The organism is Pseudomonas sp. SWI7 (assembly GCF_006351945.1).
Classification (GTDB): Bacteria; Pseudomonadota; Gammaproteobacteria; order Pseudomonadales; family Pseudomonadaceae; genus Aquipseudomonas; species Aquipseudomonas fulva.
This window is the reverse complement of the sequence record NZ_CP040930.1, coordinates 3555308-3569112: the sequence shown is the minus strand read 5'-3', so window position 1 is coordinate 3569112 and position 13805 is coordinate 3555308. Positions and strand designations below refer to the sequence as shown.

Genomic DNA, 13805 nt, shown 5'->3' with positions numbered 1-13805 from the left:
AATGACCATCAAAGCCATCAACGTCCGTAATCAGTTCAAAGGCACCGTCAAGGAAATCCTCGAAGGCCCGGTGCTGTCGGAAATCGACGTCCAGACCGCCTCGGGTATCGTCACATCAGTCATCACGACCCGCTCCGTACGTGAACTGGAACTGCAAGTGGGCAGCGAGGTGATTGCCTTCGTGAAGTCCACCGAGGTATCCATCGCCAAGCTGTGATCGAGCACGGGGCCGCCTTGCGGCTCCTCAGTGCGAACGCTTGACCAGAAAAGGTGGCAGGTACAAGCCCAGGTAGGCTTCGAATACCCGCTTGCCTTCTTCGGCCATGCGCGGGGTGATGGTCTCGTGCAATTGCATCGACCGGGCATACACCCGATCGCTCAATTCCATGGCCAAGGCGAACACATCCACATCCGCAGGCATCACCGGCAAGTGAAAGTGCTGGTCGAACAACCTGTGCATCAGGGCGCCGAGCTCCATGTCGTGCTGCCGGTCAGCCTGCATGACCTCGCTGAGGCCATGCTGCGCCAGGATCAACTGCCGCGCAGCGGCATCCTCGTTGTAGATATCCAGCATGCGTTGCTCGATCAACCGCGACAGCTCATGCCAGCGGGTGAGCATGCTGCTGTCGATCGGCGCGCCAAGCGCCTCGCGGAAAACCCTGTGTACATCGGCAGTCAGCGCTTCGAGCAGCGCAGGCACGCTGGCGAAGAAGTGGTAGACCGATGACGGCGGGATTTGCGCGCGCTCGGCCACGCTGTAGATCGACAGGCCAGCCACCCCGCCCTCGGCCAGGAGCTCGCGGGCAGCTGCCAGGATCGCTTCGATCCGGGCCTGGCTGCTGGCGCGTGGCTTGCGCGCTGGGATGCCGCGGGTCATCAGTTGCTGATTGCCAGGATACTGGCCTGGTAGGCGCCCACGAAGGTATCGAACTCGCCCACTTCTTCCTGTTCCAGCTGCGACTGTTTGGCCAGGGACTCGCGCGCCAGCGTTTCGAAGGCCTGCTGCTGGTCGGGGCTCAGGGGCTGCTCGCGCAGTGTCTGGGCGTGGAGACGGCTTTGTCGCAGCGAGAACGCGATGAAGCTCTCATCATGCTCGGTCATGCGCGCCAACACCTGGGCCGATGGGGTCAGCTCGGGGTCGTCGACCTTTGCCTGCTGGGCTTGCAGGGCCTTGGCGTGCTCATCCCCGCCCTGGGCCTGGTCGAGCAGGTCGGCCAATTGAGCGATCTGAGCAATCAGCTCGCTGGCCCAGTCCTTGAGCGGCACAGGCTGCCCATCACGCTGCAACTTCAGGCCTGGACGCCGGCCTTCTTTGACCACGCTCAGGAAATTGCTGGTGCACTGGCTGCATTCGTTGTTGTTGAGCTGTGGGCTGTCGTCCAGCGCGCAGAACAGCAAAAACGCATCGAGAAAGCGTGCTTCGGTGAGGTCGATGCCCACTGGCAGGAGCGGGTTGATGTCCAGGCAGCGCACCTCCACGTACTGCACGCCGCGCGAGGTGAGCGCCTGGATTGGACGTTCGCCGGAGTAGGTCACCCGCTTGGGACGGATGTTGGAGTAGTACTCGTTCTCGATTTGCAGAATGTTGGTGTTCAGCTGTACCCACTCGCCATCGACATGGGTACCGACCTCCACATAAGGTGGGTACGGCGTGCCTACCGCCTTGCGCAGGCTGTCGGTGTAGCTGGACAGGTTGTTGTAGCAGGGCGTCAGGCCCGCCTGGGCATTGCTCTGGTAGCCCAGGTCGCTCATGCGCAGGCTGGTGGCGTAGGGCAGGTAGAGGGTGTCGCCATCGAGCTCTTCGAGCTGGTGGGCGCGGCCCCGCAGAAAGCCCTTGTCCAAGGCGGGCGAAGCGCCGAACAGGTACATGAGCAGCCAGCTGTAGCGACGGAAATTGCGGATCAGGGCGATGTACGCGGCCGACTGATAATCCCGTTCGTTTTCAGTGCTGCCTTCGGCTTCGCGCAGCAATGGCCACAGGGCCTCGGGCAGCGAGAAGTTGTAATGGATGCCGGCAATGCACTGCATGGTGCGGCCGTAGCGCAGGGCCAGGCCCTTGCGATAGACATGCTTGAGCTTGCCGATGTTGGAAGTGCCGTACTCGGCGATGGGAATGTCTTCTTCAGCCGGCAGCGAACACGGCATCGACGGGCTCCAGAGGTACTCGTCGCCCAGCTTGGTGTAGACGAACCTGTGGATCTGCTCGAGGTTTTCCAGCACCGCAGCGGCGTCAGGCAGCGCCGGGGTGATGAATTCAAGCAATGATTCGGAGTAATCGGTGGTGATCTGTTCGTTGGTCAGCGCCGCTCCCAGTGCTTCGGGGTGCGGTGTCTGGGCCAGACGGCCACTGTCTGTCACGCGCAGGCATTCGCGCTCAATGCCGTGCAGACACTGCTTGAGCAAGGGGAGATTGGCGCCGAGCAAGCTCAGGCGGCGGTTGAGGAGTGTGCTCAAGATGTATTCCTTCACGCGTCAGTCGCCCCAATATGGGGGTAGAGATGACGGTCTACAAGGGTAGGGGGAAGGGAACGGGCGTTATCGCCTGGTTTACCGCGGCCCCAGCAGTGCGCGCGCACTGCCGAAGTTACCGCAGATAGTGCTTTGTGAGCTAGAGCGCGACGAAGGTTCCTTGCGCCTTGGCCACCAGCTTGTCGTCCTGGACTACGTCAGCGTCGACCACCAGCGTGCGTCTGCCTGCGTGCAGCACCCGAGCGGTGCACAGCACCTCGCCATCGCTGACGGCGCGCAGGTAGTTGATCTTGCATTCGAGGGTGACGCTCTGCTGGTCGAAGCCGTGGCTGGACGAGCAGGCCAGCCCCATGGTGATGTCCACCAGGCTGAAGATCGCCCCGCCATGAAGCTTCTGGCCACGGTTGCGCAGGTGCGGCGCCACCGCCAGGCTCACCTCGGCAACGCCCGCTTCCAGGCGTTGCAGGCTGCAGCCCAGCAATTGGCTGAAGGCGCTTTGCACGTACTCGGGTGCCACGTCCATCACTTCTTCTTCAACTGCTTGGCGTTGGCGAACAGGGCAGCCATGGCGTTGTTGGCCGGCGCTGCAGTGGCGGTCTCGCGCTGACGGGGCGCTGGCTGCTGACGGCCACCCCCCTGGCCACGTCCGCCACCCCGGTTGCCTTCGACCTTCTCGCCCGGCGTATCGCTCATGCGCATGGACAGGCCGACACGCTTGCGCGGGATGTCCACTTCCATGACCTTGACCTTGACCACATCGCCGGCCTTGACCGCTTCGCGTGGGTCTTTGACGAACTTTTCCGACAGCGCCGAGATATGCACCAGCCCATCCTGGTGCACGCCGATGTCCACGAAGGCGCCGAAATTGGTGACGTTGGTCACTACGCCTTCCAGGATCATCCCAGGCTCCAGGTCCTTGAGGTCCTCGACCCCGTCCTGGAAGGTGGCCGTCTTGAACTCCGGACGCGGGTCGCGGCCAGGCTTGTCCAGTTCCTGCAGGATGTCGGTCACCGTGGGCAGGCCGAAGGTTTCGTCGGTGAATTTCTTTGGGTCCAGGCGCTTGAGGAAGCTGCTGTCCCCGATCAGCGAGCGGATGTCCCGGTCGGTGTTGGCGGCGATGCGCTGCACCAGCGGGTAGGCCTCGGGGTGAACGGCAGACGCGTCCAGCGGGTTGTCGCCGTTCATCACGCGCAGGAAGCCTGCGGCCTGCTCGAAGGTTTTTTCACCCAGCCGGCTGACTTTCTTCAAGGCTGCACGGGTGGCGAACGGGCCATTGGCATCGCGATGGGCGACGATGTTCTGTGCCAGGGTCGTGTTCAACCCCGAAATACGCGTGAGCAGGGCGACCGACGCGGTGTTCACGTCTACGCCAACGGCGTTCACGCAGTCCTCGACGACGGCGTCGAGGCCGCGTGCCAGCTTCACTTGCGACACGTCATGCTGGTACTGGCCCACGCCGATGGACTTGGGATCGATCTTGACCAGCTCGGCCAGTGGATCCTGCAGACGACGGGCAATCGAGACCGCGCCACGGATCGACACATCCAGATCGGGGAATTCCCGGGCCGCCAGCTCCGATGCCGAGTACACCGAGGCGCCGGCTTCGGAGACCATGACCTTGGTGATCTTCAGGGCAGGGTACTGCTTGACCAGGTCAGCCACCAGCTTGTCGCTCTCGCGGCTGGCGGTGCCATTGCCGATGGCGATCAGCTCGACCGAATGCTTGGCGCACAGCGCAGCCATTACCGAGAGCGTGCGGTCCCATTCGTTCCTGGGTGCATGGGGATACACGGTGGTGTAGTCGAGCAGCTTGCCGGTGGCATCGACCACGGCGATCTTGCAGCCCGTGCGCAGGCCAGGGTCGAAGCCCAGCGTGGCGCGCGGGCCAGCGGGCGCTGCCAGCAGCAGGTCATGCAGGTTGTGGGCGAAGACGTTGATCGCCTCACCCTCGGCATTGTCGCGCAGTTCACCGAACAGGTCGGTCTCCAGGTGGGTGTAGAGCTTGACCTTCCAGGTCCAGCGCACCACTTCACCCAGCCATTTGTCGGCCGCGCGGCCACGGTTCTCGATGCCGACGTGCTCGCCGATCATCAGTTCGCACGGGTGCAGGGTACCCGGCAGCTCTTCGCCCACTTTCAGCGAAGCGCTGAGTACACCTTCGTTGCGCCCGCGGAAGATCGCCAGCGCGCGGTGCGACGGCGCGCTGCGCAGCAGTTCGTCATGGGCGAAGTAGTCGCGGAACTTGGCACCTTCTTCTTCCTTGCCGGGCACCACGCGTGCGCTGAGCACCGCTTCCTGCTTCAGGAAACTGCGCAGTTTGTCGAGCAGGGCTGCATCTTCGGCGAAACGCTCCATGAGGATGTACTTGGCCCCCTCCAGCGCAGCCTTGACGTCTGCCACGCCCTTGTCGGCGCTGACAAAGCGCGCCGCTTCGCTTTCCGGGACCAGGGACGGGTCGGCGAACAGGCTGTCGGCCAGCTCGCCCAGACCGGCTTCCAGGGCGATCTGGCCCTTGGTGCGGCGCTTTTGCTTATAGGGCAGGTAGAGGTCTTCGAGGCGCGTCTTGGTGTCGGCCAGCTTGATCTCGCGCGCCAGTTCCGGCGTCAGCTTGCCTTGCTCCTCGATGCTGGCAAGGATGCTGATGCGACGCTCGTCGAGCTCGCGTAAGTAGCGCAGGCGCTCTTCCAAATGGCGCAGCTGGGTGTCGTCCAGGCTACCGGTCACCTCTTTACGGTAACGGGCGATGAAAGGCACGGTAGAGCCTTCGTCCAACAGGCCCACGGCCGCCTCGACCTGTTGTGGGCGTACGCCCAGTTCCTCGGCGATACGGCTGTTGATGCTGTCCATGTAAACCACCTGACGTTCTTGAATACGGAGTCGCCGGTGGGCCTTTCGCCCGACGGCGCTGGATGAAAGCGGCGCATTATACCCATCGCAAACAGCTTGCGGTGATGGCCTGGCGCCAGTTGGAAGTGGCGTCCCGGGAAAAATCTGCTAACAATGCTCACGGCACGCGTTGTAGCGGCTACGCCATAATGCGCAGCGATACCAGAGGAGTAATTCATGACCGGCACGCCAACTACCGCTGAAGGTGAAAAAATTCTGATCGTCGATGACGATCCAGGGCTCAGCAGCCTGCTTGAACGTTTCTTCACCAGCAAGGGTTATCGTGCCCGCGCGGTCCCCAACACCGAGCAGATGGACCGCCTGCTCCAGCGTGAAGTGTTCAACCTGGTGGTGCTCGACCTGATGCTACCGGGCGAAGACGGCTTGTCCGCCTGCAAGCGCCTGCGCCAGCACAACAACCAGATTCCCATCATCATGCTCACGGCCAAGGGTGACGAGCTCAGCCGCATCAAGGGCCTGGAACTGGGCGCCGACGACTACCTCGGCAAGCCATTCAACCCCGACGAGCTGATGGCCCGGGTCAAGGCCGTGCTGCGCCGTCAGGCGCCTTCGGTACCCGGTGCGCCGGGCAGCGAGGACGAGTCGGTCACCTTCGGCGACTACGAGCTGTCCCTGGCCACCCGCGAACTCAAGCGTGGCAACGAAGTGCACATGCTCACCACGGGTGAATTCGCTGTGCTCAAGGCCCTGGTGATGCATGCCCGCGAACCGTTGACCCGCGACAAACTCATGAACCTGGCACGCGGGCGTGAATGGGATGCGCTGGAGCGCTCCATCGACGTACAGATCTCGCGCCTGCGCCGCATGATCGAACCAGACCCGTCCAAACCGCGCTACATCCAGACGGTATGGGGTGTGGGCTATGTGTTCGTACCGGACGGAAACGCCGGCAAATGACGCTGCTGCCTAGATGAAGACGCCGCTGTGGTTTCCGCAGAGTTTCTTCGCGCGCACCTTGTGGCTGGTGCTGATCGTCGTTCTGTTCTCCAAGGCGTTGACCCTGGTCTACCTGCTGATGAACGAGGACGTCTTGGTCGATCGCCAGTACAGCCACGGCGTGGCATTGACCTTGCGCGCCTATTGGGCGGCCGACGAAGAAAACCGTGACCAGATCGCCGAAGCGGCAGGCCTGATCCGGGTGACCGGTGCAGGCGTACCCGAGGGCGAGCAACACTGGCCCTATAGCGAGATTTACCAACGGCAGATGCAGGCCGAGCTTGGCGAGGACACCGAGGTACGGCTGCGTATCCATGCGCCGCCTGCCTTGTGGGTCAACGCGCCCAGCCTGGGCCCGGGCTGGTTGAAGGTGCCGTTGTACCCCCACCCGTTGCGCGGGCAGAAAATCTGGAACGTGCTGGGGTGGTTCCTGGCCATCGGCTTGCTGTCCACCGCATCGGCCTGGATATTCGTGCGTCAATTGAACCAGCCGCTCAAACGACTGGTGTTCGCCGCGCGCCAGCTTGGCCAGGGGCGCAGTGTGCGCCTGCCGGTCAGCGACACGCCCAGCGAAATGACCGAGGTGTACAAAGCCTTCAACCAGATGGCCGAAGACGTCGAGCAAGCCGGGCGCGAGCGCGAGTTGATGCTGGCCGGCGTGTCCCACGACTTGCGCACCCCGCTGACCCGGCTGCGGCTTTCACTGTCCCTGCTCGGCAGCGACAGTGAGCTGAGCGACGACATGGTGCGCGACATCGAAGACATGGACGCCATTCTCGACCAGTTCCTGGCGTTCATTCGCGACGGGCGTGACGAACCCCTCGAAGAAGTCGATCTTGCAGCGTTGGTGCGTGAAGTGGTTGCACCCTACAACCAGCCCGAGGAGCGTGTTCGGCTGTGCCTGGAGCCTATACCGCCGTTTCCAGTGCGCCGGGTATCGCTCAAGCGCATGCTGGGCAACCTGATTGGCAACGCCCTGCACCATGCGGGCAAGGGCGTCGAGGTTGCAGCCTATGTCTCGGGGGATGAAAGCGCCCCGTACGTGGTACTGAGCGTGCTTGATCGGGGGGCAGGGATCGACGAATCTGAGCTCGAGACCATCTTCAACCCGTTCATTCGGGGTGACCGTGCGCGAGGCGGCAAAGGCACCGGGCTGGGCCTGGCCATCGTCAAGCGAATTGCCGCCCAGCATGGCGGAAACGTCGAACTGCGCAATCGTTCCGGAGGCGGTATCGAAGCACGGGTACGGTTACCCTTGGGGTTGCTGTTGCCGCGCAACGCTGTCTGACCGCAAGCTTGGCCTGGCGTGCTTCCAAGGGGCGATCAGCCACCGAGGAAGCCGGCGGGCCTGGCAGGCGGCCAGCGGGGTGATCAGCCCTTGCCCTTGGTCCGGGTCTGGTTGGGCCCGCCGTTCTTCTCCAGGTGTTCGAAGATCATGCCGGCTACGTCCTTGCCGGTAGTCACCTCGATGCCCTCCAGCCCCGGTGACGAGTTCACCTCCATCACCAGTGGGCCGTGGTTGGAGCGCAGAATGTCGACCCCGGCCACGCTCAAGCCCATCACCTTGGCTGCACGGATGGCCGTCATGCGCTCTTCCGGGGTGATCTTGATCAGGCTGGCAACACCACCACGGTGCAGGTTGGAGCGGAACTCGCCCGGTTTGGCCTGGCGCTTCATCGAGGCGATCACCTTGTCACCCACCACAAAGCATCGGATATCGGCACCACCGGCTTCCTTGATGTACTCCTGCACCATGATGTTCTGCTTGAGCCCCATGAAGGCTTCGATCACCGATTCGGCCGCCTTGGTGGTTTCGCACAGCACCACGCCAATGCCCTGGGTGCCCTCGAGGACCTTGATCACCAGCGGGGCGCCGTGGACCATCTGGATCAGGTCCGGAATATCATCGGGCGAATGGGCAAAGCCGGTGACCGGCAGGCCAATGCCACGGCGCGACAGCAATTGCAGCGAGCGCAGCTTGTCGCGCGAGCGTGCGATGGCGACCGATTCGTTGAGCGGGTACACCCCCATCATTTCGAACTGGCGCAGCACAGCGCAGCCATAGAAAGTGACAGAGGCACCAATGCGCGGGATGACTGCATCGAACCCTTCCAGTGGCTTGCCGCGGTAGTGAATCTGCGGCTTGTGGCTGGCGATGTTCATGTAGGCCCGCAGGGTATCGATCACCACCATCTCGTGACCACGCTGGGTACCGGCTTCGACCAGGCGGCGGGTGGAATACAGACGCGGATTACGCGAAAGCACAGCGATCTTCATGCAGCACCTGTCAAGGTAGTGTGGGTGGCCGGAAAGGCAGGTTTGTCTTGTACGTACTTCAGGCCCGGATTGACGACCAACTGGCCGTGAATCAGGGCCTTGGAACCCAGCAACAGGCGGTAACGCATGCTCTTGCGGCAAGCCAGGGTAAATTCGACTGCCCATACCCTGTCACCCAACGCGAGCGTGGTGCGAATGACATAACGGGTTTGGGCGTGGCCATTGGAGCTTCGGATGGTTTTCATGCTCACCAGCGGCGCCTCGCAGCGGCGGTGACGCAATTGCACGATCGAACCCAGGTGCGCAGTGAATCGGACCCACGGCTGGCCATTGCGTTCGAAAGGTTCTATCTCGGTTGCATGCAGGCTGGAGGTGCTGGCGCCGGTGTCGATCTTGGCGCGTAGCCCTGCCACGCCCAGCTCGGGCAAGGCTACCCATTCCCGCAGGCCAATTACAGTCAGATGATCAAATGTCTTCACGAAACGCACCCAGCGGATGAGAGAGTGAACTGTAAGCATGGCGGGGAATTTTTGCATCCGATGCTTACGGTAGTACAGTTCCCCCAATCACGGAATTCGAGGTATCGGGATGGCACAGAAAGTCGAAGATGACGACAAGGTTCGCCTGGACAAGTGGTTGTGGGCAGCGCGTTTCTACAAGACGCGTGCGCTGGCCAAGGCGGCCATCGAAAGTGGCAAGGTGCATTGCCGTGGTGAGCGATGCAAACCGGGCAAGGAGCCGCGGGTGGGCGATGAATTCGTCCTGCGTACAGGCTTCGACGAGCGCACGGTGGTGGTAAAAGCGCTGTCGGCGGTGCGCCGCGGTGCGCCTGAAGCGCAGGCTTTGTATGAAGAAACCGAAGAAAGCGTGCGCCGGCGCGAGCAGGCTGCGGCGCTGCGCAAGGCCGGTGCCACCGGTGTCACCACCGATGGGCGGCCGACCAAGAAGCAGCGCCGCCAGATACATCAGTTGCACGGAAGCTTCGAGTAGCTGTGGCCGCATGGCGGCCCAGGCCTCAGCGCAACACGGCCATTCGGCCGACCAGCGGCAACCTGCCCAACAGCCTGAACAGCGGAGCGGTCCAGCGCACCAGCGCAGCACTGCTTCTGGCCGCCAGGGGCGTATACAGGCTCCAGCCCAGTGCCAGCACCGCCATCAACAGGCCGCCGATGTAGTCATCCTGGCCCCAGTGTGCGCCAGCGACCAGGCGTGGCAGCATGAACACCACAGCCAGCCCCCAGATCACCAGGTACTGCCCGACGCGGCGGCTGAAGACGCTCATGAACAACGCCCAGATGAGCAATACCGAGGCATGATCGCCCGGGAAGCTCTTGCTGGAACGGTCCTTCAGCTCCCAGGTTGCCTCCAGGTGTGGATAGTAGTCGCTCAGGTGAACGGCGCCATCGAGCATCATCGACGGGCTGTTGTGTTGCCAGCCGGCCGCGTCGACCCACTTGGAAAACAGTGCCCGAATCACCACTAAGAGCAGTAGCGTGACCAGAAAGCCGAAAAATGCCTGGCGAACCTGGGCAGCCTTGAACACCCAGTCGCCGCGGATCAGCGTGGCCAGCAGGATCAGGCCGACGACGATGTCGAACGGGCGCAGGCTGCCGACGGTCCAGATGTAGCGCCAGGCAGTATTTTCAGCCAGCGGTGCATTGAGGCTGTGGAACAGCCATTCGTCGAATGCCAGGCACAGCATCTGGCCAACAGGCCATAACCAGAAACACAGTAGTGCGATGGGCAGTAGCGTACAGGCTACCAATGGCCCCCAGGACCACCTCGCTTGGAACAGTGGTCGATTGTCCATAAGATACCTCGATCTCCTAACGGGAATGAGCGCCCGAAACGCTCGACGACGGGATTGCAAATCCCGGCAATTATCTTGTCATTATTTTCAGATAGCCAGACAACCATGAGCGATTTGCCAGATACAGATTTCACCCAACGTTTCATCTTCGACGAGCGCGATGTGCGCGGCGAGTGGGTGTCTCTCGATGACAGCTACGCTGCGGTTTTGGCGCGTCACGAGTACCCGGCGCCGGTCAAGACCTTGCTCGGCGAGCTGATGGCCGCCACCGCGCTGCTGGTCGGTGCCCTCAAGTTCGACGGCCTGCTGATCCTGCAGGCGCGCTCGGCAGGGCCTATCCCCTTGCTGATGGTCGAGTGCTCCGGGGACCGCGACATCCGTGGCATGGCCCGCTACGAGGCTGACCAGATTGCAGCCGATGCCACCCTGTCCGAGCTGATGCCAGGCGGGCACCTGACGCTGACCATCGATCCGGTCAGGGGCCAGCGCTACCAGGGCACTGTCGAACTAGACGGCGCCGACCTCTCGGAATGCTTCACCAACTACTTCGTGCAATCCCAACAGCTGAACACGCGTTTCTGGCTGCACGCCGAGGCCGGCAAGGCCCGTGGTCTGCTGCTTCAGCAACTGCCGCGTGACCGTCAGCCTGATGACGAGGAACGTGAGGACAGCTGGCAGCATGTAGTGGCCCTGGCCAAGACCCTCAAGCCGCAAGAGTGGGACGAAGCCAACGAAACCCTGCTTCACCGCCTGTACCACGAAGATGCCGTGCGGCTGTTCGACATTCAGCCTCTGCGCTTCAATTGCAGTTGCTCGCGCGAGCGTTCCGGCAATGCGCTGGTAAGCCTGGGCGAAGCCGATGCCAAGGCGCTGGTGGAGGAATGCGGCGGTACGGTGGAGATCGACTGCCAGTTCTGCAATGAGCGGTATTTCTTCGATGCCAGCGATGTCGCACAGCTCTTTGCGGGCGGCGGCACGGACTCTGCCTCAGAAACTCTTCACTGAAACGTTTCACTACAGGAGATTCTCCTGTCGAATTGCGCAAAAGCTCGGTTCTGACAGGAGGGGCCTACTTTTTTTGGGCGTTTCTGGCATAATCCGGCCACTTTTTTCGCTGTAGTAGTTTTTCTGAAACGACTACAAAACGTTTGGAGCACTCGGCCTCGGGCCGGATGGGGTATCTCATGACGCAAGCCAACAACACCGTGTACACCGACCTGAGCGTCGATGAGCTGGTAAAAGAAGCGCTGCAACGCGGTGAAGGTGTACTAGCCGACACGGGTGCACTGGTCGTGGAGACCGGCCACCGTACCGGCCGTTCCCCGGCTGACCGTTTCATCGTCGAAGAACCTTCCACTCAGGACGCCATCGCCTGGGGCCCGATCAACCGCAAGTTCCCGGCCGACAAGTTCGATGCCTTGTGGGACCGCGTCGAGGCGTTCAACAACGCCCAGGATCACTTCGTTTCCTACGTCCACGTAGGGGCGGCGGCCGAGCACTACCTGCCGGTCAAGATGACGACCCAGACGGCCTGGCAGAACCTGTTCGGTCGTTGCCTGTTCATCAACCCGGAGCAGTTCAACCCGGCTGGCCGTGGCGAATGGCAGATCCTCAACGTCGCCAACTTCGTCTGCGAGCCTGAGCGTGATGGCACCAACTCCGATGGTTGCGTGATCATCAACTTCGCCCAGAAGAAAGTGCTGATCGCTGGCATGCGTTACGCTGGCGAAATGAAAAAAGCCATGTTCTCGGTACAGAACTTCCTGCTGCCGGCTGCCGACGTACTGCCAATGCACTGCGCGGCCAACATCGGCGAAGAGGGTGATGTCACCCTGTTCTTCGGTCTGTCCGGCACCGGCAAGACTACGCTGTCGGCTGATGAGAGCCGTTACCTGATCGGTGACGACGAGCACGGTTGGGGTGAAGGTGTCGTCTTCAACATGGAAGGTGGCTGCTACGCCAAGTGCATCGACCTGTCCGAGAAGAACGAGCCGGTCATCTGGAAAGCCATCAAGCATGGCGCCGTGCTGGAAAACGTCGTGCTCGATGCCAACAAGCACGCCGACTACAGCGACGTCAGCCTGACCCAGAACAGCCGCGCCGCCTACCCGTTGGAGCACGTGGCCAAGCGCTCCGAGGCGAACCTGGGTGGCGAGCCGAACGCGGTCATCTTCCTGACCTGCGACCTGACTGGCGTACTGCCTCCCGTGTCGATCCTGAACAACGAGCAGGCGGCCTACCACTTCCTGTCCGGCTACACCGCGCTGGTCGGCTCCACCGAAATGGGCTCGGGCGGCGGCATCAAGTCGACCTTCTCCACCTGCTTCGGCGCGCCGTTCTTCCCGCGTCCTGCTGGTGAATACGCCGAGCTGCTGATCAAGCGCATCAACGGCTTCAACTCCAAGGTCTACCTGGTTAACACCGGCTGGACGGGCGGTGGCTACGGTGTGGGCAAGCGCTTCAGCATTCCGACCACCCGTGCCGTGATCGCTGCCATCCAGAGCGGCGCGTTGGTCGGTGCTGAAACCGAGCACCTGGACATCATCAACCTGGACGTACCGAAGTCGGTACCAGGCGTCGAGACTGACCTGCTCAACCCGCGCACCAACTGGGCTGACAAGGCTGCCTACGACGAAGCCGCCAAGGGCCTGGCCAACCTGTTCATCGAAAACTTCAAGAAGTTCGATGTGTCCGATGCCATCAAGGCTGCGGGTCCTCAGCTGTAAGCTGAGGCAGGTTGTAGTAAAAAAGCCGCCCTTCGAGGCGGCTTTTTGCTGGGAGCTTCAAAAAGGTTGGTTCGGTCAAACGGCTCATTTTCTGATTCACTGTGTCCATCCAATGTGAAACCGCGAGCCTGCCCGATGATCCAGCCTCCTCAGCGCACTGCCTTTTCTCACGTGCATCCGATCCTGACCCGCGCGCAAGACAACGACGTCAACGGCCATATCGCGGGCTCGACCGTGCATGCTTATTTCGAAACGGCCATTCAGGCCTTTTTGATTGAGCAAGCCGGACTGGATCTGCGCGACGGCGCATTGGCGGCGTTCGTGGTCAGCTCGGCGGCGGACTTCTATGCCCTGCCGGGCTTTCCGGACGTACTGGAGGTTGCGCTGGGTGTGACGCGTCTGGCTGGGAGCACCGTGGAATACCGGCTGGCGCTGTATCGTCCTGGTGAAGCCCAGGCTTGTGCGGCGGGTACGGTGGTGCAAGTGTTCATCGACCGAGCCAGTGGCCAGCCGGTTGCACTGCCGGCGCAGTTGGCGGCCAGGTTAGCGGCGCTTGCAGAGCAGGCCCCATGAAAAAACCCCGCCTCAAGGCGTAATGCTGTTCATTTAGGGCCGCTCCGCGACCCATCGCGGCACAAGGCCGCTCGCACAGTGACTGCGTGACGCTTGAGTTAGCGGGC

14 protein-coding genes are annotated in these 13805 nt (G+C 62.2%); 7 read left to right on the top strand and 7 right to left on the bottom strand.

Annotated elements, in window-relative coordinates; genetic code table 11:
• The first annotated feature begins 1 nt into the window (after position 1).
• The gene (locus FH041_RS16350) at positions 2-217 is read left to right on the top strand and encodes a molybdopterin-binding protein (protein ID WP_003255829.1); all 216 of its coding nucleotides are present in this window, start codon (positions 2-4) and stop codon (positions 215-217) included.
• Between the two features lie 27 nt (positions 218-244).
• Here FH041_RS16350 and FH041_RS16345 read toward each other — a convergent pair whose 3' ends face one another.
• From FH041_RS16345 to FH041_RS16330, 4 genes are all read right to left on the bottom strand, one after another.
• Positions 245-877 carry a TetR/AcrR family transcriptional regulator gene (locus FH041_RS16345; RefSeq protein WP_027914125.1) on the bottom strand — a complete coding sequence of 211 codons (633 nt, stop codon included), beginning with the start codon at positions 875-877 and terminating at the stop codon, positions 245-247.
• Complete coding sequence (gene gshA, locus FH041_RS16340) at positions 877-2454, bottom strand: glutamate--cysteine ligase (protein WP_219858127.1); 1578 nt, start codon at positions 2452-2454, stop codon at positions 877-879. Before gshA ends, FH041_RS16345 begins: the two co-directional genes overlap by 1 nt.
• Before the next feature lie 154 nt (positions 2455-2608).
• Positions 2609-2992, bottom strand: a complete 384-nt coding sequence (locus FH041_RS16335; protein WP_033694972.1) for a PaaI family thioesterase — start codon at positions 2990-2992, stop codon at positions 2609-2611.
• Positions 2992-5316, bottom strand: coding sequence for a Tex family protein (locus tag FH041_RS16330; RefSeq protein WP_027914122.1), 2325 nt, complete (start codon positions 5314-5316; stop codon positions 2992-2994). The genes FH041_RS16335 and FH041_RS16330 overlap by 1 nt, the downstream gene beginning before the upstream one ends.
• Before the next feature lie 216 nt (positions 5317-5532).
• Between FH041_RS16330 and ompR the strand changes: the two genes are divergently transcribed.
• Together ompR and FH041_RS16320 are read left to right on the top strand one after the other, a co-directional pair.
• Positions 5533-6273, top strand: a complete 741-nt coding sequence (gene ompR / locus FH041_RS16325; RefSeq protein WP_027914121.1) for a two-component system response regulator OmpR — start codon at positions 5533-5535, stop codon at positions 6271-6273.
• 13 nt (positions 6274-6286) lie between these two features.
• Positions 6287-7600, top strand: a complete 1314-nt coding sequence (locus tag FH041_RS16320; RefSeq protein ID WP_027914120.1) for an ATP-binding protein — start codon at positions 6287-6289, stop codon at positions 7598-7600.
• Between the two features lie 83 nt (positions 7601-7683).
• Here the strand turns inward: FH041_RS16320 and rimK are convergent, their stop codons facing one another.
• Both rimK and FH041_RS16310 read right to left on the bottom strand, forming a co-directional pair.
• The gene (gene rimK / locus FH041_RS16315; protein ID WP_027914119.1) at positions 7684-8589 is read right to left on the bottom strand and encodes a 30S ribosomal protein S6--L-glutamate ligase; all 906 of its coding nucleotides are present in this window, start codon (positions 8587-8589) and stop codon (positions 7684-7686) included.
• Positions 8586-9002, bottom strand: a complete 417-nt coding sequence (locus tag FH041_RS16310) for an ATP-dependent zinc protease (RefSeq protein ID WP_230396037.1) — start codon at positions 9000-9002, stop codon at positions 8586-8588. Before FH041_RS16310 ends, rimK begins: the two co-directional genes overlap by 4 nt.
• Positions 9003-9177: 175 nt before the next feature.
• Between FH041_RS16310 and FH041_RS16305 the strand changes: the two genes are divergently transcribed.
• The gene (locus FH041_RS16305) at positions 9178-9579 is read left to right on the top strand and encodes an RNA-binding S4 domain-containing protein (RefSeq protein WP_027914118.1); all 402 of its coding nucleotides are present in this window, start codon (positions 9178-9180) and stop codon (positions 9577-9579) included.
• 25 nt (positions 9580-9604) lie between these two features.
• Here FH041_RS16305 and FH041_RS16300 read toward each other — a convergent pair whose 3' ends face one another.
• Positions 9605-10399 (bottom strand): phosphatase PAP2 family protein, encoded by a 795-nt coding sequence (locus FH041_RS16300; RefSeq protein WP_027914117.1) that lies wholly within the window; start codon positions 10397-10399, stop codon positions 9605-9607.
• Positions 10400-10504: 105 nt separating this feature from the next.
• Between FH041_RS16300 and hslO the strand changes: the two genes are divergently transcribed.
• From hslO to FH041_RS16280, 3 genes are all read left to right on the top strand, one after another.
• Positions 10505-11404: an Hsp33 family molecular chaperone HslO gene (hslO, locus tag FH041_RS16295; RefSeq protein WP_027914116.1), complete on the top strand. Its 900-nt coding sequence runs from the start codon at positions 10505-10507 to the stop codon at positions 11402-11404.
• Positions 11405-11583: 179 nt separating this feature from the next.
• Positions 11584-13125 carry a phosphoenolpyruvate carboxykinase gene (locus tag FH041_RS16285; RefSeq protein WP_023535742.1) on the top strand — a complete coding sequence of 514 codons (1542 nt, stop codon included), beginning with the start codon at positions 11584-11586 and terminating at the stop codon, positions 13123-13125.
• Between the two features lie 135 nt (positions 13126-13260).
• Positions 13261-13698: a thioesterase family protein gene (locus tag FH041_RS16280; RefSeq protein ID WP_104925699.1), complete on the top strand. Its 438-nt coding sequence runs from the start codon at positions 13261-13263 to the stop codon at positions 13696-13698.
• Positions 13699-13805: the final 107 nt, after the last annotated feature.